Origin of the sequence: Candidatus Poriferisocius sp., from assembly GCF_965204145.1 — a bacterium.
GTDB lineage: Bacteria > Actinomycetota > Acidimicrobiia > Acidimicrobiales > Bin134 > Poriferisocius.
The window spans coordinates 1,131,077-1,150,481 of the sequence record NZ_OZ241977.1; the positions used below are offsets into that span (position 1 = coordinate 1,131,077).

Annotated in this window: 19 protein-coding genes; 7 read left to right on the forward strand and 12 right to left on the reverse strand. The window is 66.5% G+C overall.

Annotated elements, in window-relative coordinates; genetic code table 11:
• Window positions 1-9: 9 nt before the first annotated feature.
• Window positions 10-1,848, reverse strand: a complete 1,839-nt coding sequence (locus ACOGI7_RS05075; protein WP_419850828.1) for an FAD-binding protein — start codon at window positions 1,846-1,848, stop codon at window positions 10-12.
• Window positions 1,849-1,930: 82 nt separating this feature from the next.
• Between ACOGI7_RS05075 and ACOGI7_RS05080 the strand changes: the two genes are divergently transcribed.
• From ACOGI7_RS05080 to ACOGI7_RS05090, 3 genes are read left to right on the forward strand one after another with little or no spacing between them, the layout of a single operon-like run.
• A complete protein-coding gene (locus tag ACOGI7_RS05080; protein ID WP_419850829.1) occupies window positions 1,931-2,884 on the forward strand; it encodes a cupin domain-containing protein in 954 nt (317 codons plus the stop codon).
• Window positions 2,877-3,416 (forward strand): nuclear transport factor 2 family protein, encoded by a 540-nt coding sequence (locus ACOGI7_RS05085; protein ID WP_419850830.1) that lies wholly within the window; start codon window positions 2,877-2,879, stop codon window positions 3,414-3,416. The genes ACOGI7_RS05080 and ACOGI7_RS05085 overlap by 8 nt, the downstream gene beginning before the upstream one ends.
• Before the next feature lie 42 nt (window positions 3,417-3,458).
• Window positions 3,459-3,941 carry a hypothetical protein gene (locus ACOGI7_RS05090; RefSeq protein WP_419850831.1) on the forward strand — a complete coding sequence of 161 codons (483 nt, stop codon included), beginning with the start codon at window positions 3,459-3,461 and terminating at the stop codon, window positions 3,939-3,941.
• On the opposite strand, the gene ACOGI7_RS05095 is transcribed toward ACOGI7_RS05090, so the two are convergent.
• From ACOGI7_RS05095 to ACOGI7_RS05120, 6 genes are all read right to left on the reverse strand, one after another.
• Entirely contained in the window at window positions 3,938-5,674 is a 1,737-nt protein-coding gene (locus ACOGI7_RS05095; RefSeq protein ID WP_419850832.1) for a class I adenylate-forming enzyme family protein, read from the reverse strand. The two genes, ACOGI7_RS05090 and ACOGI7_RS05095, sit on opposite strands and share 4 nt — an antisense overlap.
• Window positions 5,632-7,041 carry a hypothetical protein gene (locus tag ACOGI7_RS05100; RefSeq protein ID WP_419850833.1) on the reverse strand — a complete coding sequence of 470 codons (1,410 nt, stop codon included), beginning with the start codon at window positions 7,039-7,041 and terminating at the stop codon, window positions 5,632-5,634. The genes ACOGI7_RS05095 and ACOGI7_RS05100 overlap by 43 nt, the downstream gene beginning before the upstream one ends.
• A 440-nt stretch (window positions 7,042-7,481) precedes the next feature.
• Entirely contained in the window at window positions 7,482-8,738 is a 1,257-nt protein-coding gene (locus ACOGI7_RS05105; protein ID WP_419850834.1) for an amidohydrolase family protein, read from the reverse strand.
• Window positions 8,739-8,756: 18 nt separating this feature from the next.
• Window positions 8,757-9,215 (reverse strand): hypothetical protein, encoded by a 459-nt coding sequence (locus tag ACOGI7_RS05110; protein ID WP_419850835.1) that lies wholly within the window; start codon window positions 9,213-9,215, stop codon window positions 8,757-8,759.
• Window positions 9,212-9,841 carry a hypothetical protein gene (locus ACOGI7_RS05115; RefSeq protein WP_419850836.1) on the reverse strand — a complete coding sequence of 210 codons (630 nt, stop codon included), beginning with the start codon at window positions 9,839-9,841 and terminating at the stop codon, window positions 9,212-9,214. The genes ACOGI7_RS05110 and ACOGI7_RS05115 overlap by 4 nt, the downstream gene beginning before the upstream one ends.
• 24 nt (window positions 9,842-9,865) lie before the next feature.
• Window positions 9,866-10,663: an enoyl-CoA hydratase-related protein gene (locus tag ACOGI7_RS05120; protein WP_419850837.1), complete on the reverse strand. Its 798-nt coding sequence runs from the start codon at window positions 10,661-10,663 to the stop codon at window positions 9,866-9,868.
• A gap of 17 nt (window positions 10,664-10,680) precedes the next feature.
• Between ACOGI7_RS05120 and ACOGI7_RS05125 the strand changes: the two genes are divergently transcribed.
• The gene (locus tag ACOGI7_RS05125; RefSeq protein ID WP_419850838.1) at window positions 10,681-11,853 is read left to right on the forward strand and encodes a CaiB/BaiF CoA transferase family protein; all 1,173 of its coding nucleotides are present in this window, start codon (window positions 10,681-10,683) and stop codon (window positions 11,851-11,853) included.
• Window positions 11,854-11,860: 7 nt separating this feature from the next.
• Here the strand turns inward: ACOGI7_RS05125 and ACOGI7_RS05130 are convergent, their stop codons facing one another.
• From ACOGI7_RS05130 to trpS, 5 genes are read right to left on the reverse strand one after another with little or no spacing between them, the layout of a single operon-like run.
• Window positions 11,861-12,820 (reverse strand): nucleoside hydrolase, encoded by a 960-nt coding sequence (locus ACOGI7_RS05130; protein ID WP_419850839.1) that lies wholly within the window; start codon window positions 12,818-12,820, stop codon window positions 11,861-11,863.
• Window positions 12,817-13,563 carry a type 1 glutamine amidotransferase gene (locus ACOGI7_RS05135; protein WP_419850840.1) on the reverse strand — a complete coding sequence of 249 codons (747 nt, stop codon included), beginning with the start codon at window positions 13,561-13,563 and terminating at the stop codon, window positions 12,817-12,819. Before ACOGI7_RS05135 ends, ACOGI7_RS05130 begins: the two co-directional genes overlap by 4 nt.
• On the reverse strand, window positions 13,560-14,945 hold the full coding sequence (locus ACOGI7_RS05140) for a MurT ligase domain-containing protein (protein ID WP_419850841.1): 1,386 nt from the start codon (window positions 14,943-14,945) through the stop codon (window positions 13,560-13,562). The genes ACOGI7_RS05135 and ACOGI7_RS05140 overlap by 4 nt, the downstream gene beginning before the upstream one ends.
• 12 nt (window positions 14,946-14,957) lie before the next feature.
• Window positions 14,958-16,088, reverse strand: coding sequence for an epoxide hydrolase family protein (locus ACOGI7_RS05145; protein ID WP_419850842.1), 1,131 nt, complete (start codon window positions 16,086-16,088; stop codon window positions 14,958-14,960).
• 26 nt (window positions 16,089-16,114) lie between these two features.
• Window positions 16,115-17,101 carry a tryptophan--tRNA ligase gene (trpS, locus tag ACOGI7_RS05150; RefSeq protein WP_419850843.1) on the reverse strand — a complete coding sequence of 329 codons (987 nt, stop codon included), beginning with the start codon at window positions 17,099-17,101 and terminating at the stop codon, window positions 16,115-16,117.
• A gap of 68 nt (window positions 17,102-17,169) precedes the next feature.
• On the opposite strand from trpS, the gene ACOGI7_RS05155 reads away from it, so the two are divergent.
• From ACOGI7_RS05155 to ACOGI7_RS05165, 3 genes are read left to right on the forward strand one after another with little or no spacing between them, the layout of a single operon-like run.
• Window positions 17,170-17,979 (forward strand): segregation and condensation protein A, encoded by an 810-nt coding sequence (locus ACOGI7_RS05155; protein WP_419850844.1) that lies wholly within the window; start codon window positions 17,170-17,172, stop codon window positions 17,977-17,979.
• A complete protein-coding gene (gene scpB / locus ACOGI7_RS05160) occupies window positions 17,969-18,655 on the forward strand; it encodes an SMC-Scp complex subunit ScpB (RefSeq protein WP_419850845.1) in 687 nt (228 codons plus the stop codon). The genes ACOGI7_RS05155 and scpB overlap by 11 nt, the downstream gene beginning before the upstream one ends.
• Entirely contained in the window at window positions 18,652-19,374 is a 723-nt protein-coding gene (locus tag ACOGI7_RS05165; protein WP_419850846.1) for a pseudouridine synthase, read from the forward strand. The genes scpB and ACOGI7_RS05165 overlap by 4 nt, the downstream gene beginning before the upstream one ends.
• Window positions 19,375-19,405: the final 31 nt, after the last annotated feature.

A 19,405-nucleotide genomic window follows, 5' to 3' on the forward strand; every position in this document is an offset into this window, starting at 1 on the left:
GCGAGCGAGTCAGCCGGCCTGGGCTTCGGCGAGGCGGGGGATGAGCGCGTCGAAAACCTCGGCCCAGTCGCCCACGAAGCCGATGTCCACGATCTCCCATAGGGGAGCGTCGGGGTCGGGGTTGATGCCCACCACTGTGCCGGCATTGCGGACGCCCACGGTGTGGTTGAACTTCCCGCTCATGCCGATGGCGAAATAGAGACGGGGACTGATGCTGTGGCCGGTGATGCCCACTTGGCGGGCCCGGGGCATCCAGCCGTAGTCGGTGACCTTGCGGGTGGCGCACAGGGCGGCGCCGATGGCGGCCTGGTGCTTCTCCAGCTTGGGGTAGTCGGCCGGGTCCACCCCTTGACCCACGCCGATTACCACTGAGGCGTTGGCCAGCTCATCGCTGTCGTCGTCTCGGTAGCGCCTGATGATCTCGAGGCGGCTGTGGCCGGGAGAGTCAAGCGACAATCGGCGGGCCGGGGGGCGGTCGGGATTGGGCCGGGGGAAGGGCAGCACCCCAGGGCGCACCGTGGCCATTTGGATGGGAGAAGCGCAGAGAATCTCGGCCACCAGCCATCCCCCGAAGGCCGGCTTTAAGGCGATCAGCTTCCCGTGGTCATCCACCTTTAGCCCCACGGCGTCGCCGGTGAGTCCTGCGCCCAGTGTTGCCGCCATCCGGGAGGCCACCTCGCGGCCCCAAGCGGTGCCCGGTGCCAGCACGGCCCATGGCTGGGTCTCGGCTGCCCAGGCCGACATGGCCGACGCCAGATCTTCCTCGACCAGCGATGCCCCGTTTTCGCGGTCCACGATGTTGATCTGCTTATCGGCTCCCCATGGGCCCAGATCCTCGTCGGGGTCGTCCAGGTCGGGACCGAGGGCGGCCACCCAACCGCCGATCTCTGCGGCCAGATCGGCGGCGGCTCCGAGGAGCTCCCGGTTCACCCGCTCGCGTCCGGGCTCCACCAGCACGGCAATGGCGGGACCATCATCACCAGCCATAACGCGCCCGGGCACCAGAGGAGGCTCAGCACTCGAACCGGAGGCCAGCGCCCCCTTCTCGGCCAAGATCGCCACCGCCTGATCGATCTGCTCGTCCAGCGTGCCGGTCATCATCTGGCGGCCGCGCTCCACGTCGATCATCTGAACGGGCCCGACCGTGGTGGGGCTGGCCTCCTGACCCCACGGACCGGAACCCAGGTCAGCCGCGCTCACTGTTGTGATGTGGGAGCTGTCCACCGTGGCCCAGGCCTCCGGGTCCTTGATCTTGCACGGGTCGCACAAACGCTCCGCGCACGACACCACCGCGGGTAATTGCACTTCTACATCCACCCACTCGTCGTCGTGTTCCAACCGCAGCTCCAAGCGGTCGCCGTGAAGGGAGAAGTGCCGAACCCCGGTGGCGAACGGCAAGCCCATCAGCTCGGCCAGCTGCGGTGGCACCTGGCCGGTGTCGGAGTCAACCGAGTTGCGTCCCATCATCACCAGATCGAAAGGTCCAAACCGCTCCAGGGCGGCGGTCAGGGCCTTGGCGGTGGCCCAAGTGTCGGACCCGGCGAACTCCGGGTCGCAGATATGGATTCCAGCGTCCACCCCGAAAAGGAGGGCCTCCCGGCACACGTTTTCGGCCGATGGCGGTCCCAGAGTCAACACGGTCACCGTACCCCCGCTGGCCCGGGCCACCTCGGTGCCCTTGGCCACGGCGCGGCGGCAGTAGTCGTTCATGTGCATGTCGATGCCGTCTCGCACCATGCGGCCATCGGGCCCGAGAACCATGTCCTCGAACACCGGGATCTGCTTGGCCAAAACAGCCACTCGCAGGGGGCGATCCGGTGCAATCACTTCATCGGGCGGGTCAAACATCTGGTTTGAGGCTACCGAGCGCGAAGTGCCTATTTCGGGTTGGGCGATGTTCGGCGCGGCAACAGGTGGCTACGGTTGCCGGATGGCATTCACATGGCGGCGAATCGTTACCGGGCACAACGACAGCGGGGCACCGGTCATCATCTCCGACGGGCAGGCACCGTCGAGCTTCTTGGGGCGGAGCACGGCCAGTATGTGGTACGTGGGACAGCGTCCCGCCACAGTGGACGACGGCGGAGAGGAGCCGGACGACCGCAAGGACTTTGTTCCCCCGCCCGGTGGGATCTCGTGGCGGCTGTTCACGTTGAAGCCTTCGGGCGGCAAGGCGATCGGCCCGCTCGATGATCCCCGATTCGACCAAGACCGGGTCGGCTTTCACGTCACTCCTACCATCGACTTCATCGAGATCATCTCGGGGCAGATCCGGTTGGAGTTGAACGAGCATTGGGTGGAGTTGGCTGCCGGTGACTGTGTCATTCAGCGGGGTACGTGGCATCGGTGGATCGTGATCGGCGACGATCCCTGCACGTTCAGCGCCACCATGTTGGGAGTGGGCGACGGTGCTGATCCCGGCTTCGCTGGGGCATCCGTTGGCACCGTCGGACCTCGCAGGATCGTGACCGACGGCGACGGGGTGTGCGCGGACGGCCCTCCGGCCACTGCATCACAATCCGACGGCGGACTGCTGACCGCCGAGCTGTGGCACACCTTCGCCCCGGTTGTCAGCGAGCTCCAGGGCGGCGACGCCCCCCAGTCGGAGATGCAGCTCAACCCGCCGGGCGGAGGAGTGACCTGGAAGCAGGTCACCATCCCGGCGTCGATGGCCGACCAAGCGGCGTTGATGCACCAAACGCCCACCATCGACTTCGTGCGGATCGCCCAGGGCACGGTGGACCTCGAGCTGCCTGGCCAGCCGCCAACGCACCTGGTGGCTGGCGACTGTGTGATTCAGCGAGGCACCGAGCACGCCTGGCGGAATACCGGCGACGGCCCGTTCACGCTGTCGGCGGTGATGATCGGGGTGGGGGATGGCTGATCTCGATCCGAGGCTCCAAGCGCTGCTGGACAAAGACGAGATCACCGACACCATCCACCGGGTGGCCCGGGGCACCGACCGGCTCGACAAGGAGCTGATCGTCTCCGGCTATCACCCCGACGGCTTCGACGACCACAACAACTTCCGGGGCAGTCCGGTGGAGTTTGCCGACTGGGTGCTGGAGGTGCTGGTGCACTTCGACTACACCCAGCACCTGTTGGGCCAGTCCCGCATCCAGCTCGAGGGTGATGTGGCCTTCGTGGAGACGTACTGCAACGCCCACCACGTGGTGCATCCCACCGAGGAAGGGTCGGGTTCCGACATGCGCATGGGACTGCGCTACGTGGACCGCTTCGAACGGCGCGACGGCGGTCCCTGGCTGATCGCCACCCGGATCTGCGCCTTTGAGTGGCGCTACACCTTGGAGCTGAATTACTCGTTCCCCTACGACGACGATTTCACCATCGGCTACCGGGACCGCTCCGACATCACCTATACCCGGGCAGGTCTGATGGGGGAGCCGCGGGGGTGATTCCCGTCCGGGCCGACGCGCCTCCGCAATACAGGAGCGGAGATGGCGCTCGATAGGCGGCCTATCCGGTTTGAGCGGTTGGCCCTGGAGGAAGTGGTCCACGAGATGTTGACCTTGGCCGCCCTGGGCGACGGTTCGGGGTGGATGAACGTTCAACCGCTGGTGGCCGACGACGACCGGCCCTATGAGTCGATGGTGTTCAAGCTGTTCACGGCCAAGGGACCCGCCGTCCCGCTCGGCACTTGGGTGCCGGGCCACCATTACCGGGACAAGTGGCAGCCCGCCTCAGTGGGATTACAGCATGCCGGTGGGCGACACGCCTCCAAGCTGCTGGAGGAGCGGGGGGTGACCGAGCCCGACGGTTGGAACCGCCGCCAAGACCACATCAAGCGGGGTTTGGTGTACGAACTGCCCGAGGGCCAGGACCCGCGAGTGGCGTTGGAGTTCCTGGTTGACGCCATGGCCCAGCTCGTGGAGTTCCCACTCAGCGGGCGCTGGCAGGCGCTCATCCTGACTCAGCGCTAGGCCTGTTCCTCCCCGGCCCCGAGCCGGTCGGAGGCGTCCTTTTTGAGTTGGCCCTTGGCCACCTTGCCCCCCGAGGACCGGGGCAGGGCATCGACCACGAACAGGTGCTCGGGCCACCACTCCCGGGACACGCCGCGCCCGGCCAGGTGCTCTCGAAGCCCGTCCAAGTCCAGGGTGGTTCCGGGCACCAGCTCCACGTAGGCGGCCACCCGCTCGCCGAATACCGGGTCGGGGGCGGCTACCGCGGCCACCATGGCCACCGACGGATGGGTCATCACCTCGTCTTCCACCGCAGGGGCGCTGATGTTCTTGCCCCCTCGGATGATGAAGTCCGAGGTGCGCCCCACTACCCGCAGATAGCCGTCGTCGTCGATCTCCACGATGTCGCCCATCAGCATCCGGCCATCGTCGGTCATCAGCTCGGTGTTGGCCTTGGCATCGTCGTAGTACCCCAAGGCGGTGGCCGGTCCCCGGCAGGCGGGCTGCCCCCGGCCCCGCAGCTCGGGAAGCAAAGAACCGTCGTCGGGGTCGTAAAGGGCACAATCCATTTCGGGTTCGCACTTCCCGCCCGAGCGCAGCCGGGCCGACCGAGGATCGCTCAGCCGGGTGCCGCTCAGCATCCCGGTCTCGTTGGATCCGTAGAAGTTCAGGACAGTGCAGCCGGTGCGGTCCTCGAACTCGGAAGCCCGCTGATAAGGGATGGCCTCGCCGCCGGTGAACATCAGCCGCAGCGACGACAGATCGTGGTCGTCGAACACCGGTGAGTTCAGCATCATGATGAACTGGGTGGTGACCGCGCACAGCACGGTCACCCGCTCGGCCTCGATGAGCCGGATCAGCGCGGCGGCATCGAAGTCGGCCATCACCACGGTGGGCACGCCCAGAATGGTCGGGGTGTAGTGGGCGGTCCACAGCCCGAACCCGAACGGGGCCGGCACCGGCACGCAGAACACCTCGTCGGTTCCGAGCCCGCTGTACTCCACCGCCTTCTGGTGGAAGTAGAACCACCGGTTGTGGGTCTGCATCACGCACTTGGGCAGTCCCGTGGTGCCTGAGGTGGAGTTCAGCAAACACAGCTCTGATGCCCCCAGACGACGCGCCTCGACGGCCTCGGCGAATCCCTCGACAGACGCCGGCCTGGGGGCAGGCTGATCGTCGAGCGTGATGGCGGCACCCTGGCCTGGACCGTCAATGACGATGTGATGGGCGAGATCGGGGAGGTCGCGTCGCAGCTCGGCCACCGCGTCGGCTGCCGGCCGGCCTCGAAGCTCCCCCCCGGTGACGATAGCCCGAGCCCCGGATTTCTCTACCAAATGGGCGATTTCTGCCGGCCCAGCCCGGTGGCCGATCCCCATGACCACCACTCCGGCCTTGTCGGCGCCGGTGAGGGAGGCGTGGACCGCCGCGCCATCCGGCAAGATCACCGCCACCCGATCGCCCCGGTCCAGACCCGCAGCCAACAGCGCAGCCGCAATCCGATCCGAAAGCTGGTCGTAGCCCACCCAAGTGGTCCGGTCGATGCTCCCCAAAGAGCCCTCCTCAGATGGTCGGCTCCACGTGATATAGGCGGTGTCGCCGGGCCGCTCAACCGCATTGCGGCGGATCAGATCGGTAGGAGTCTCATGCCCCCACCAACCTGCGGCAACATAGGCCGCGGCTGTTTCAGGGCTGGCGCTGAGGTTGTCCAGCTCTATTGGATTTCGACCGTCAGCGTGTAAGTGCCTTCGTCCCATCCCGCAACTTTCACGAAGTACGGGCCCGCACTCGGCGCTTCCCAGAGGATGCGCGGGGCCAGGTCATCGTAGTCGTCGCTGTATGCCAGTTCCTCGTCGCCGTCACATAGCGCGACTTCTGGATCACGCATGGTGCCCGGAGCGACATCGATTTGGTAAGACTCGTCTGCTTCTGCCTCGAACACGAAGAAATCCCAATCGACGTCGTAGTCGATCGCACCCTGGGCGGCCTCACCCACCGTGAGAGGGGTGGCATCAGCGATCGTGTTGGCGTGATCGTCAGCAGCGACCGCGCCATCCAATCCGGCGTTACAGCTGTCTTGGAGCGGCCAAGGCGCCTCGGTCGCCGGCGGGACCATATTGTCGTCGGTGCCATCCTCCTCGTTGGCCTCGTCGGGAATGTCCCCGATCGACAGGTCGGACAGGCAGGTGATCAGGCCGGCGAAGTACGCCTCGTCGGCATCGTCTTCTTCATCATCTTGGGTGGCCAATGGGGTTAGGACTTCTGGCCCGGCGCTGACGAGCCAATCTCGTGCGCACTCTCTCTCCTCGTCGCTGAGTTCGGCCGGGTCTGCACCCGCTAGACCGACCACCGTGTCAAACAATAGGTCGGGTACGCAATTGAACATACCGAAGCCGGGGAAGTACGCGTCTCCGGTGAAATACGCGTCTCCGGTGAACCAATCTTCCGCGCACTCTCTCTCCTCGTCGCTGAGTTCGGCTGGGTCTCCCCCCAGGAGAGCGACCGACGAATCGACTAGATACCTGAGCGTGCATTCCTGCCCTTTGTCCCTCACTTCGGAGAGCGAAGTATCGTTGTCAGGATCGTCGAGGTTCAAAATCACCCAGGCGTCGAGGTCAATTCCGCTGAGCCACTGCCGCAGGCACGTTTTTTCCTTGCTGTTGAATTGTGTGTCCAGTAAATCGTTGCTGGTGCTGTGGAGTTGGTCAGGCATGCAGCCCATCATGCCGAATAAGAGGACAGTCATCATGGCATTGGCGTTGGGCTCGTCTTCAGTGTCCCAAGCTGCCGCGGCGGTAGCAGAGACGTCTTGGGCCCATTCCCAAAAGCAAGCTCTCTCGTTCTCGCTCGCATTCTCTAGTTCCACATCGACTATTGCGTCTTTGGCTATCACGGCGGCCATCACAGCCAAGAGAGCGGCGCCTCCGGTTTCTGGGGACAGACATTGGAATATGACGATCTCCCATTCGTCAAAATCCGCATATTCATCAAGATCGAGGAGGGCAGCGATTGGCTGGGACATGGCCGATTCCAGGGACTGGTCGCCTAGGCGTTCGCGGATGCACGACTGCTCCAAGGGTGTGAATGTGTCGAACAGCGGCTGCCAGGTGGTGTCGCTGTCCACGGTGACGCCAAGGTCGATGAGCTCTTGGCCTGATTCGGGGGTGGGCGACGAAGGGTGGTCTGAGGGGTCCGCGGTGGCACCGGGGTCTTGGCGCGACCCCCCGCAGGCTGTGAGCGTAAAGAGGGCCGCGATCCATAACATGGCAATCGCCCGGGAGCCCTTAGTCCGCCGGGTCTGCCGCCGCACCCAACATTCGTCGTGCCGCTTCTTCGCTGCGAGAACCGCCCCGATTCTTTGCACGCATCTCATAGACAACTTGTAGAGACCGCTGTACATGGCCGGAAAGGTTGCCACACATCCCAGCAGATTTCAGGCACCCATTCAGCGGTTGGGGAGCACGCTGGCTGGAGGCGCCGCGCCAACCCCTGCATACCGCACACCGGTAGATCGGGCGCGGGCCGATGCTCGGTTTGCCCCGCAAATGTCGGGTCCGCAGAACGCTAGAAGCTGTTGGGGTCGGCGATCACCGAGTCGGGGATTGGGTGGCGGAAGAGGTCGCTGGCGTTGGCCCAGCAGATACGGGCGACCTCGTCGGCGGGGATGCCGGCGAGTTGTTTGCGGAGCAGTTCCTGGGTGTTGGGCCAGGTGGAGTCGGCGTGGGGGTAGTCCGACTCCACCATCAGGTTCTCCAGGCCTATGTAGTGGCGGTGGTCGAAGGCCGAGGGGTCGTCTATGGCGCAGAACCAGAAGTTGCGGCGCAGGGTGTCGGCGGGGGAGAGTTCCACGTCGTTCCAGGTGCCGTACATGGAGTCGTACTTGCGGACGTGCTCCAGGCGGTCCAACAGCCCGGCCACCCAGCCCAGACCCCCTTCGCTGAGGGCGATCTTGATGTTGGGGAACCGCACCGGGATCTTGGAGTACAGCCAATCGACCGCGGCGAACATGGCGTAGCCGAAGAACAGCACCCCCACGGTGTCGGACGGAGCGTCGGGGGAGGTGGCCGGCGAGGTGCCCGATGAGCCCACGTGCAAACACACCACCGTGTCGGTCTCCTCGCAGGCGGCCATGATCGGGTCCCAGTGGCCCGAGTGCAGGCTGGGGAACCCCAGAGAGTGGGGGGCCTCGGAGAAGCTGATGGCCTTGTAGCCCCGCTCGGCGTTGCGGTACACCTCGGCCGCGCCCACCTCGGGGTCGAGGAAATAGGTGAGCTGGCAGGGGATCATGCGGTCGGGACAGGCCCCGGACCACTCCTCGATGTTCCAGTCGTTCCAGGCCCGCACCGCGGCCAAAGCCAGGTCGGGGTCGTCGGTGAGCTGCTGGAACCGCTGTCCGCAGAAGCCGGGCAAGAACGACGGGAAGCACAGCGAGGCGTAGACGCCGTTGAGGTCCATGTCGACGATCCGGGTCTCGATGTCCCATGCTCCCCGGCGCATGTCCGCAAAGCGGGTGGGGTCAAAGCTGTACTCGCTGACGGGGCGCCCGGCCACCGCGTTGAAGCCCACGTTGGGCAGCGAGTGGCCGGCATACAGCCAGGTCTCCGATCCGTCATCGAGGGTGGCCACTCGGGGAGCGTCGTCGGCGTATTTGGCCGGGAACCGGTCGACGAACGCGCCGGGAGGCTCCACGATGTGGTCGTCCACCGAGACCACCGGCGTCCACCGATCGGCTCGCTCAGGCTCGGGCAAGAACGTCACCTGACCCTTGACATTCTGGGTGAAAGAGCTGTCGGCGGCGAGATCGTCGAGCGAGATGGCCATGATCTAGCTTGCCGCGAATCAGCCCGGCTGGGCCACTGAGAGGCGCACTTGGAGGTCGGTGAAGCTGGGAGGGCCGAGGCCGTCGCTGGCGTGCAGGGCCAGATACCGCTCGCTGGGCTCGACGATCATGCCGGCGTTGCCCAGCCACGCCGTCTCGAGCCCGCCCAGGTCCCAGGCGTTCCACACTTCCAGGCGCCGGGTGTGGGCCCCGCGCACGGTCAGTTCCACCGCGACCGGACTGGTGTCCGACCACAGGGTGATGATCTCGGCGGTGGCATCATTCACCTCAAGCTGGCCGTTGACCGCAGCCAGCTTGAGGGCTTGGCGTCGATCGGGTCGGGCGGCGATCCATTCCACCCGCACCTTGGTGCCCTCCGACACCGCCAACCGCAGCAGCGGCCGGACGTCGCGCCCTCCGTGCGAAACAGTCTCGGCGCCGTCGGCAAAGTGGTCGCTGAGCGTGGGACTGGCAGTCATGGCCGGCCGAAGGGGTCGAGGCCTTGGTCGCCCCATGTGGGGGTGGGCTTGCTCTTTGTGGCCCAGCAATAGCGCAGCATGGTTTCGGGCAGGCTCAACTCCTCAATGGTGCCGGAACGGGGATTGAAGCGCTGGGGCGCCTGTCCGACGGCCATCAGCGTCCGGTTGTCCTCGCCGAACACCGCCGAGGAGCGGCGCTCGGACAGGTTCTTCCAATAGCGGCGGCGCACTGCGGTGATTGACGGCGGGGTTCCCCGGGGGGTGAGCTTGAAGATGGAATCCCCGGCTTGCCATGGCCCCGCCGACGATGGCTCCTCGGGCAGTTCCCCGTGCTGGGAGGCGGGGTTCAGGGCGGGCTGCTCTTCGTACGGTTCGACAGAGGCTTCTGAATACTCGACGGCGGCGGGGGGGATCTCCGGGGGGTAGTCGCCGGAGTCCGGGGCCAAGCTGGTGTCGGGTCCCTCCTCGGGAAGGGGGGCGTCGACCGTCAGCCATCCGGGGGTGCCGGTGGTGCGGGGGCGGAACGTGCGGCGGATGGGCTTTCCCATCCAGTCCAAGATGATGGCCAGAGTGGCCAAGGCCAGCATGATCAGCAAAAAGACGAAGAAGATGGCAATCGAGGACATAGGGCCGGTAGGTGGATTTTATGCTTAGCGACCCTGGAAACGGGGGTCGCGGTGCTCGACGAAAGCGGCCCGTCCTTCAGCAAAATCCTCGCTGGCCCAGCAGTCGGCGATGGCATCCAAGGCCGCCTGGCGATCTCCCCGGCCAGTGACCGCGGCGATAGACAGCTTGACGGCCCGAAGTGTGAGCGGAGCGTTGGCCGCCAAGCGGGCGCAGAGCTGCTCGACCTCGCGGTCCAGCTCATCGGCGGGCACAACCTTGTGGGCCAAGCCCATGGACGCGGCCTCCTCGGCGCTGATCCGGTCCCCGGTCATCAAGACGCGCGCCGCGTTTGCATCACCCACCCGGCATACCAGCTGCTCGACGCCCTCGATGGGATACCCCACCCCGAGGCGGGCGGCGGGAATGCCGAACTGCGACCGGTCGGTGGCCACCAGCAGGTCGGCGTGCAGGGCAACTAGGAGCCCGCCGCCAAGGCAGTAGCCGTCCACCGCGGCGATCAGCGGCTTGGTGAGGCGGCCCAGGGCGGCTGGTCCTCGACTGGTTCGGGCATCACCCGGGGAGGGGTTGCGGCTCGGGCCCCGAGCGGAGTCCAGGTTTCCGATGTCGGCGCCGGATGCGAACGCCCGGCCTCCGGCACCGGAGATGGTCACCACCCGGATCTTCGCGTCTTGCTCGTAGGCGTCGACAACGGCGGCCAGCGCCGCGAACATGTCGGTGGTGATGGCGTTGTGCCGCTCGGGATTGTTGAACACGATACGGCCGACCGCGCCCTCGACCTCGGCGATCAGCTTGTCGGTTTCGGTATCCACGCTCTGGGCCATGGGGTAGTAGTAGCACGATGGCCATGTACGACCGAGCCGAGGCCGGAAACGGGCCACTCGATGGCCTCCGGGTGATCGATCTCACCAGGGCCCGGGCCGGCCCGACCTGCACCCGGCAGTTGGCCGACATGGGGGCTGAGGTGATCCGCGTCGTCGAGCCTCGCCCCTACGCCCTGGGAGGATCGGACACCTACAACCTCCAGCGCAACAAGCGGTCGATGGTGCTCGATCTGACCGACGATCAGGCGCGCAATGCCTTCCTCCGGTTGGCCGAACGGGCCGACGTGGTGGTGGAGAACTACCGGCCGGCGGTCAAGGATCGCCTGGGCATCGGTTACGAGGTGCTGTCGGCCCGCAACCCCCGGCTCGTGTACGCCAGCCTGTCGGGGTTCGGGCAAGAGGGGCCGTACGCCGACCGCCCGGGGGTGGACCAGATCGCCCAAGGGCTGAGCGGGCTGATGAGCGTGACCGGGCCGCCGGGGAGCGGGCCATGGCGGGTGGGGATCGCCATCTCCGACACGGCGGCGGGCACGTTCCTCACCCAGGGGGTGCTGGCCGCGCTGTTGGCCCGGGAGCGCACCGGGCGGGGCCAGTGGGTCCACACGTCGCTCTTGGAGGCGGCCATCAACTTCATGGACTTCCAGGCAGTGCGTTGGCTGATCGACGGCGAGGTCCCACCCCAGGAGGGCAACAACCATCCCACTATCGTGCCGATGGGCATGTTCCCCACTGCCGACGGGCACGTCAACGTGGCCCCGATGTCCCGGTGGGAGACGTTCGCCGAGGCGCTGGGCGCTCCCGAGCTGGTGGCCGATCCCCGGTTCGCCGACCGCGATACCCGCACGGCTCACCGCAGGGAGCTGGACGAGATCATCGAGCAGCGCCTGGCCACTGCCACTACCGCGGAGTGGGTAGAACGGCTCAACGCCGCAGGGTGCCCGTGCGGGCCAGTGCTGGCGGTGGACGAGACGTTCGCCGATCCCCAGGTGGATCACCTGAACATCTTCTCGGTGGTCCCCGACCCCGATGGCGGCGAGCTAGCGGTGCTTCGGCTCCCGCTCACGTTCTCTGAGACTCCCGCCGCGGTGGGCGCCGGCCCCGTCCACCCCGACCACCACACCCGCGAAATCCTGGCCGAGCTGGGCTATGACGACGCCGAGGCCGACGCGCTGGTCCACAGTTTCCACTGACTCCGGATCAGGGCAGGCGGGCGAGGAGGGTCAGGAGCAGCTCGTAGAAGCCGTCGGAGTCGACTTCGGTGATGAACTGGCAGTTGGGAGGCCGGTCGGTGACGTCCCACCAGTCCACCACGGTCATGCCCAAGGTGAGGGGGGAATCGGTCTCCACCTCCACGTTGCAGTGGCGGCCGCGGTAGAGGTCGGGGCGCAGCAGGTAGGCGATCACATTGGGATCGTGGAGAGGGCCGCCGAAGGTGCCGTACTTGTCCACATCGAAGCGCTCATAGAAGTCCAGCATCCCGGCGGCGGCCGCCCCGGTGCGGGTGCCCAACCCCCGCACCTGGTTGATCCAAGCGTCGGTCATCAGCGCCTTGTGGGTCACGTCGAGGGGGAGCATGGTGACCGGGGCGCCGCAGTGAAGAACGATCTCGGCGGCATCGGGGTCGACGAACACGTTGAACTCCGCGGTGGGGGTGGTGTTGCCCCCACCGAAGAATCCGCCGCCCATGCATACGATCTCCCGGATGTGGCGGGCCGTCTCCGGGGCGGTCTCCAGCACGGTGGCCACGTTGGTCATCGGCCCCACCGGGCAGATGGTGATCTCCCGCTCTCCGGCGGCCACAAGCGTCTCGGCAATCCAGTCCACCGCGTGCTGGGTTTGCAGGGCAGTGACGGGATCGGGCAGGTCGGCGCCGTCGATGCCGGTTTTGCCGTGGACGTGCTCGGCGGTGACCAGGTCCCGGCGAAGCGGGCGGTCGCAGCCGGCGAACACCGGGACTTCGGGGCGGTCGGCCAGCTCGACCAGGATGAGGGCGTTGCGGGCGGTCAGCTCCAGGGGCACATTGCCGGCCACCGCGGTGATGCCCAGCACCTCTAGCTCGGGGGAGGCCAGTGCGGCCAGGATGGCGATGGCGTCGTCCTGGCCGGGATCGGTGTCGATGATGATCGGCCGGAGGGCGCTGTTTGGTGTCGGGCTCATCGCTTTCGTCCTGCTCTGGTGGCGGCAACGGCATGGGCGGACCATTCGAGGTCGTCGTCCAGGGGTTCCAAGTCCGCCGGGCACCCGGCGTGGTCCAGGGCCCAGCCCAGCAGGGTATCGGCCAGCCAGGGGTTTTTGGGCAGCAGCGGTCCGTGCAGGTACGTGCCCACCCGACGGCCGGCCACCGCTCCCTCGCAGCTGTCGTGTCCGTTGTTGCCGTGGCCTCGGCGCAGGTGCCCGAGCGGCGTACACCCCCCGCCGAGATAGGTACGCCCGGCGTGGTTCTCATAGCCGACCACTGTGCGGGACTGGCCGTTGAGGGTCACGTCCAGCACCACATCGCCGATGAGGCGGCTCGTTCCAGCGGTGGTCTCCAAATCCAGCAGCCCTATGCCGGGCATTCGCCGGCCGTCGGCCGCCGTGTAACCGTGGCCCAAGAGCTGGTAGCCGCCGCACACCCCCAGCACCACCGCACCGTCTTCTGCCGCAAGGCGAAGTGGGTCGGCCTTGTGGGCGAGGTCTTCGGCCACCAGCATCTGGTCGCGATCTTGGCCACCGCCCAGGTAGTAGAAGTGGCAGTCGGCCGCGATGGGGTCGCCGAGCCCTGCTTCTGTGATCTCCAGTGACAATCCTCGCCATTCGAGGCGACGAGAGAGCACTGCGATGTTTCCCCGGTCGGCGTAGATGTTCAGATGGTCCGGGTACAGATGACAGAGCCTGACTGGTGGGTTCCCGGTGCTCATTCGTCCTCCCAGAAGGCGGGGACGAGGCCTCGTTCGGCCAGCACCGCCTGGAACTCGAGCAGGGCGGTGTAGGTGGGCAGAACGTAGAGGTAGCCGTCGGTTTCGCTGGCCTTCAGGGCGGCATTCAGCCCGGCGGACACCGAGGGAACGACCGAGAGGCGCTCGGGGTCGAATCCGGCGTAGCGGAATCGCAGCGCCATGTCGTAGCCCCGATCGCCGCCCACCGTGAGCGACGCCAGCCGGTCGCTGTCCAGCAGCAATTCGTAGTCCACGTCCCAGATCCACGACACGTCCTGCCCGTCGGCGGTGCGGTCGTTGAGCAGCACCAGCAGGTGGAGAGGGTGGTCTTCCAAGAGCATGGTGCGGATGTTCTCGTTGGCCCCGGCCGGGTTCTTGGCCAGCAGCGTGGTCACTTTCACCTTGCCGACCTGGGTGCGCTCGGCCCGTCCGAAGGCCGCCTCCCGCTTGGCCAGCGCGGGACCGATGGCCCCTGGGGCAAGGTCGAGGGCGACAGAGGTGGCGGTGGCGGCGAGGGCGTTGTAGGAGTTGTGCATGCCCGGCAGCCTGAGCGACAACTCAATCGGACCTTGGGGGGTGGCGATGGAGAGTCGCTGGCCGTCCAACCCGTGCAACTCCACCCGGGTGGCCCGGACATCGGGCTGGACGCGGGCCAAACCGCATTCCGGACAGGACCACCTCCCGAGGTGGGCGATGGTGACCATTTCGTAATGCAGCGCTGCGCCGCAGTTGCGGCACTCGGTGGTGTCGGCGGCGTGGGGCAAGCGGTCGCGGCCCACGCGGGGGTCTTCGATGCCGTAGGACACGGTGTTGGGGTGCCGGGCGACGATCTCGGCTACTGCGGGATCGTCGGCGTTGTAGATCACGGTTGCGGCTGGGTCGAGTTCGGCCACTGCGGTTCGCCAGCGGTCAACCAGGTGTTCGAGTTCGCCATAGCGGTCAAGCTGGTCCCGGAAGAGGTTCATCAGGGTGACTACCCGCGGCTTGGTTTGGGCCATCAGCCCCGGCAGAGCCGCCTCGTCGACTTCGAACAGGGCCACTTCGGCCCCATCGGCGTTGAGCAGGGCGGTGGCCACCCCCCGCTCCAGATTGGAGCCGGCGGTGTTGGCCACCACGCGGGCGCCGTTGGCATCGAGTGCGGCCCGAACCAGCCGGGCGGTGGTGGTCTTTCCGTTGGTTCCTGAAAGGAGGATCACGCCGCCGGAAACTGAGCGGGCCATCTCTGCGGTGGCCTCCGGCCGCAAGCGGTTGAGCAGCAGGCCGGGAATGGTGGTACCGCCGCCCCGTCCGAGCTTCTGGGATAGCTGTCCTGCTCCACGGGCCGCTCTGGCGGCCAATCCCTGAGGCAGCGACGGCATCCTCATAGTGATGTATTACTACCGAAAGCGGCGGAAGAACTCGCGGATGTCCTGAGCCAGGGCCTCGGGCTCCTCCATGGCCGCGAAGTGCCCTCCCTCAGCCATGTCGGACCAGTGGACGATGTTGTAGTTGTCCTCCAACCAGCTCCGGGGGGCTTGCATGATCTCCATGGGAAAGTTGGCCATCCCCAGAGGGGTGTTGAGAGGGTCGCCCAGCCCGGCTGCACCAGGGCGCAAAGTCTCGTAGTACATGCGGGCCGACGACCCCCCGGTGCCTGTGAACCAGTACAGCGAGATGTTGGTGAGGAGTCGATCTCGGCTCACCGCCGATTCGATGGTGCCGTCGTTGTCGGTCCAGGCCAAGAATTTCTCGGCGATCCAGGCCAGCTGCCCGACAGCGGAGTCGGTCAGCCCATAGGCCAGGGTCTGGGGCTTGGTGCTCTGGATCTGCATATAGCCCGCGCCCTCGGTGAAATAGAGGTTGGCCCGGCCCAACCCGGCCTGCTCGGCCTCGGTGAGCTCGCCGGGCCCATCCTCAGGAGCCGTGGCGAACAAGAAGTTCACATGGACGGCCTCGCAATGGTCGGGGTCACAGCGCCCTATGTTCTGGGAGATCATCGACCCCCAATCGCCGCCCTGGGCCCCGTAGCGCTCATAGCCCAGGCGCTCCATCAATTGAGCGAATGCCTTGGCAGTGCGGAAGGTGTCCCATCCTCGGTCGGCGGTCGGGCCCGAAAAGCCGTAGCCCGGCAGCGAGGGGGCGATCACATGGAAGGCGTCGGCCGGGTCGTCGGGGTTGGTCAGCAGGCCGATCATGTCGAGGAACTCCACCACTGATCCCGGCCACCCGTGGCTGATGATCAGCGGATAGGCATCGGGGTGGGGGGAGCGCTGGTGGATGAAATGGATGTTCTGGCCGTCGATGGTGGTGGTGTAGTGGTCGAGTTGGTTCAGCTCCGCCTCGGCGGCCCGCCAGTCGTACTCGTCGGCCCAGTAGCGGGCCAGCTCCTGGATGTAGCCCATCTCTGCGCCGTAGTCCCAGCCGGCATCGGGAAGCTGGTCGGGCCAGCGGGCATCCCTCAGGCGGCGGTGGAGGTCTTCCAGGGCAGCGTCGGAGATTTCGACGGTGAACGGGGTGATCTCGGACATGGGACTCCTCAGGTCGGTTCTTGTCGTTAGGCGGGGGCGCGGGAGATCAGACCCGCGTTGTCCCGGGCTCGCTTCAGAGTGGCGGCGGCCACCGCACGGGCCTTGTCGGCGCCCGTGGCCAGCAGTCGGGCGATCTCGGCCGGATCGGACGACAGCTCACGGTAGCGCTCCCGGATCGGGGTGAGCAGCTCGTTCACCGCATCGGCGGTATCGGCCTTGAGCGGACCGTATTGGCTGTAATCGTCGGCCACCGATTCAGGGGTTCGGCCAGTGGCCGACGCCAGAATGCCAAGCAGGTTGGACACCCCCGCTTTGGCCTCGGGGTCGTAGCGGACCTCGTTGTCGCTGTCGGTCACCGCCCGCTTGAACTTGCGGGTGACGGCCTCGGGTTCTTCCAACACGCCGACGGTGCCCGCCGACTCCAGCGACTTAGACATCTTGTCGTCCGGGTTCTGGAGGTCCATGACCCTGGCACCTGCGGTGGGGATGACATGCGCGGGCACCACGAAGGTGTCGCCGTAGCGGCGGTTGAAGCGCTCGGCGATGTCGCGGCACAGCTCGATGTGCTGGCGCTGGTCATCGCCCACCGGCACCAAGTCGGTGTCGTACAGCAAGATGTCGGACGCCTGAAGGGCGGGATAGGTGAACAGGCCGGCCGATACGAAGTCGGAGCGGTCGGACTTGTCCTTGAACTGGGTCATACGGCGCAGTTCCCCAAAGCCCACCGTGCACTCCATCATCCAGGCCAGCTCGGCGTGCTCGCTCACCGCGCTCTGCACGAACAACGTGGATTGTTCGGGGTCGATGCCCACCGACATGAGCATGGTGGCCGCCGCCATGGTGTTATCCCGCAGTTCGGCCGGATCAGGGGCGGTGGTGAGGGCGTGGAGATCCACTACGCAGTACACCGCGTCGTGCTCGTGCTGATAGGCAACCCAGTTGCGCAGCGCGCCCAGAAGGTTGCCCAGGTGCATGCCGCCAGACGGCTGGATTCCCGAGAACACTCGAGCCACGCCGGTCAAACTACCCGCCCCGATCGCAAAACCCCTATGCGCGAATAGGCGAGTTCTACACTTGGCGGGTGGTCGCAGAGGTGAGAACGGAGGTGTCGGAAGGGCCGTTCGAAGTGCGAACCGAGGTTTTCGAGGGCCCCTTCGACCTGCTGTTGCACCTCATCTTGCGAGAAGAGGTGGACCTCTACGAAGTGAGGGTGGGCGACATCGTGGATGCCTACCTGGCCGAGCTCGACCGGATGGAGCAGCTCAACCTGGAGGTGGCCACCGAGTTCCTTCTGATCGCGGCCACGCTGGTGCAGCTGAAGAGCAGCCGCCTGCTTCCCGACAGCGAGTCGCTGGATCTGGACGAGGAGCTGGCCCTGTGGTCGGAGCGAGATCTGCTGCTGGCCCGCCTGCTGGAGTGCCAGACCTTCAAGGCGGCTGCCCAAGCCCTGGAGCAGTTGGCCGCGGGCGCGGGGCGGGGCGTTCCCCGCACTGCGGGACCCGACGAGCGCTACCTCGAATTGGTGCCCGATTTTCTGGAGGGGATCGGCCCCGATGATCTCAGAGCCGCGTTCCTGCGGGCCACCGCTGCCCGGCCCACGCCGCGGGTGAACGTACAGCACATCACCGACATCCCGATCAGCGTGGACGAGGTGACCGCCGACCTGATGGCCCGGCTGCCCGAGATCGGCACGGTGGGATTCCGGGAGCTGACCGACGACCTGGAGACCGGCATCGAGGTGGTGGTGTACTTCCTGGCTGTTCTGGAGCTCTACAAGCGGGGTTTGGTGGACGTCTTGCAGGCCGCGACGTTCGGCCGCATCGCCATCACCTGGAGCGGGGAAGCCGACTTCGACCAACCGCTGATAGGAGTGGACGCCTATGACGGATGAGAGCATTGAAGTCCGTCAGGCGGTGGAGGCCATCGTGATGGTGGCCGAGGAGCCGGTCCCGCCGGGGCTCATGGCCCAGCTCATTGAGATTCCCACTGGTCAGGTGGAGGCTATCTGCGCCCAGTTGGCTGAGGAGTACCAGGCCGAGGGCCGGGGATTCGAGCTGGTTCGGGTGGCCGGTGGCTACCGCTTCCGCAGCCGTCCCGAGGCCGAGTCGTACGTCAAGCGGTTCGTGGTCAGCGGCCAGAGCTCTCGCCTCTCGTCGGCCGCGCTGGAGACCTTGGCCATCGTGGCCTACAAGCAGCCGCTGTCGCGGGCCCAGGTGTCGGCCATACGGGGAGTGAATGCCGAAGGGGCCATGCGCACGCTCCAACAGCGGGGACTGGTGCAGGAAGTGGGCCGGGATCCCGGTCCGGGGAACGCCCGCCTCTTCGCCACCACCCCGGCATTCTTGGAGCGGCTGGGGCTCGACTCCATCGACGACCTGCCCCCGCTGGTCGACTTCGTGCCCGACGCCGAGGTGATCGAGGCATTGGAGACCAGTCTGATGGCCGATAACCGATCCGGGTCATCTGGAACCGACGGCCAAGACATGCCGGCTCGAGGGCAAGAACATGGCCCTCCCGTGTCGATGCTGGAGCCCGAGAGCGGCAACGGCGATGTACCGACAGTGTGAGCGAGGCTGAGCGGATTCAAAAGGTCCTGGCCGCCGCCGGTGTGGCCAGCCGCCGGGCAGTCGAGGAAATGGTGGTGCAGGGCCGCATCGCGGTCAACGGGCAGCCCGCCAGACTCGGCCAGCGGGTCGATCCTGAATGCGACACGGTGGAGGTGGACGGCATTCCCGTGGGGTTGCGGGCCGATCTGGTGTACTACCTGCTGAACAAGCCGACCGGCGTGGTCGCCACGGCGTCCGACCCCCAGGGTCGCCCCACCGTGGTTGACATGGTGCCTGGCGAACCCCGGGTGTTTCCGGTGGGTCGCCTCGACGCCTACAGCGAAGGGCTGTTGCTGCTCACCAACGACGGCGGCCTGACCCACCGGCTGACCCATCCGTCCTTCGGGATCGACAAGGAATACTTGGCCCACGTGGAGGGACAGCCCCGCCGCGGCGCGCTGCGGCAACTGCGCGATGGGGTGGAGTTAGAGGATGGTACGGCTCAGGCGGTGGCAGTTTCGCTGCCCGAGCCGTCGGTCATCCGCATCGTGGTCCACGAGGGCCGCAACCGCCTGGTCCGGCGGATGTGCGAGGCCATTGGCCATCCCGTGATCCGCTTGGTCCGCACGCGGATCGGCCCGCTGGCTGATCGCAAGCTCTCTCCGGGGGAGTGGCGGGAGTTGAGCCGAAGCGAAGTTAGGGAGCTGGAGCGCGGCGGTTCGGGATCCACCGTCAACTGAGTTCAGGGCAATCACGAGGGGTCGGTACAAT

What these genes read in the sequence shown, in the direction of transcription:
- ACOGI7_RS05105 (WP_419850834.1), bottom strand. Translation starts at nt 8,738, where the DNA reads ATGGCCATCTCGCTCGACGATCTCGCCGCCGACAGCTCTTTCACCCAG.
- ACOGI7_RS05135 (WP_419850840.1), bottom strand. Translation starts at nt 13,563, where the DNA reads ATGAGCACCGGGAACCCACCAGTCAGGCTCTGTCATCTGTACCCGGAC.
- ACOGI7_RS05080 (WP_419850829.1), top strand. Translation starts at nt 1,931, where the DNA reads ATGGCATTCACATGGCGGCGAATCGTTACCGGGCACAACGACAGCGGG.
- ACOGI7_RS05090 (WP_419850831.1), top strand. Translation starts at nt 3,459, where the DNA reads ATGGCGCTCGATAGGCGGCCTATCCGGTTTGAGCGGTTGGCCCTGGAG.
- ACOGI7_RS05075 (WP_419850828.1), bottom strand. Translation starts at nt 1,848, where the DNA reads ATGTTTGACCCGCCCGATGAAGTGATTGCACCGGATCGCCCCCTGCGA.
- ACOGI7_RS05120 (WP_419850837.1), bottom strand. Translation starts at nt 10,663, where the DNA reads ATGGCCCAGAGCGTGGATACCGAAACCGACAAGCTGATCGCCGAGGTC.
- ACOGI7_RS05115 (WP_419850836.1), bottom strand. Translation starts at nt 9,841, where the DNA reads ATGTCCTCGATTGCCATCTTCTTCGTCTTTTTGCTGATCATGCTGGCC.
- ACOGI7_RS05085 (WP_419850830.1), top strand. Translation starts at nt 2,877, where the DNA reads ATGGCTGATCTCGATCCGAGGCTCCAAGCGCTGCTGGACAAAGACGAG.
- scpB (WP_419850845.1), top strand. Translation starts at nt 17,969, where the DNA reads ATGACGGATGAGAGCATTGAAGTCCGTCAGGCGGTGGAGGCCATCGTG.
- ACOGI7_RS05140 (WP_419850841.1), bottom strand. Translation starts at nt 14,945, where the DNA reads ATGAGGATGCCGTCGCTGCCTCAGGGATTGGCCGCCAGAGCGGCCCGT.
- ACOGI7_RS05145 (WP_419850842.1), bottom strand. Translation starts at nt 16,088, where the DNA reads ATGTCCGAGATCACCCCGTTCACCGTCGAAATCTCCGACGCTGCCCTG.
- ACOGI7_RS05095 (WP_419850832.1), bottom strand. Translation starts at nt 5,674, where the DNA reads ATGGGACGAAGGCACTTACACGCTGACGGTCGAAATCCAATAGAGCTG.
- ACOGI7_RS05125 (WP_419850838.1), top strand. Translation starts at nt 10,681, where the DNA reads ATGGCCATGTACGACCGAGCCGAGGCCGGAAACGGGCCACTCGATGGC.
- ACOGI7_RS05130 (WP_419850839.1), bottom strand. Translation starts at nt 12,820, where the DNA reads ATGAGCCCGACACCAAACAGCGCCCTCCGGCCGATCATCATCGACACC.
- ACOGI7_RS05110 (WP_419850835.1), bottom strand. Translation starts at nt 9,215, where the DNA reads ATGACTGCCAGTCCCACGCTCAGCGACCACTTTGCCGACGGCGCCGAG.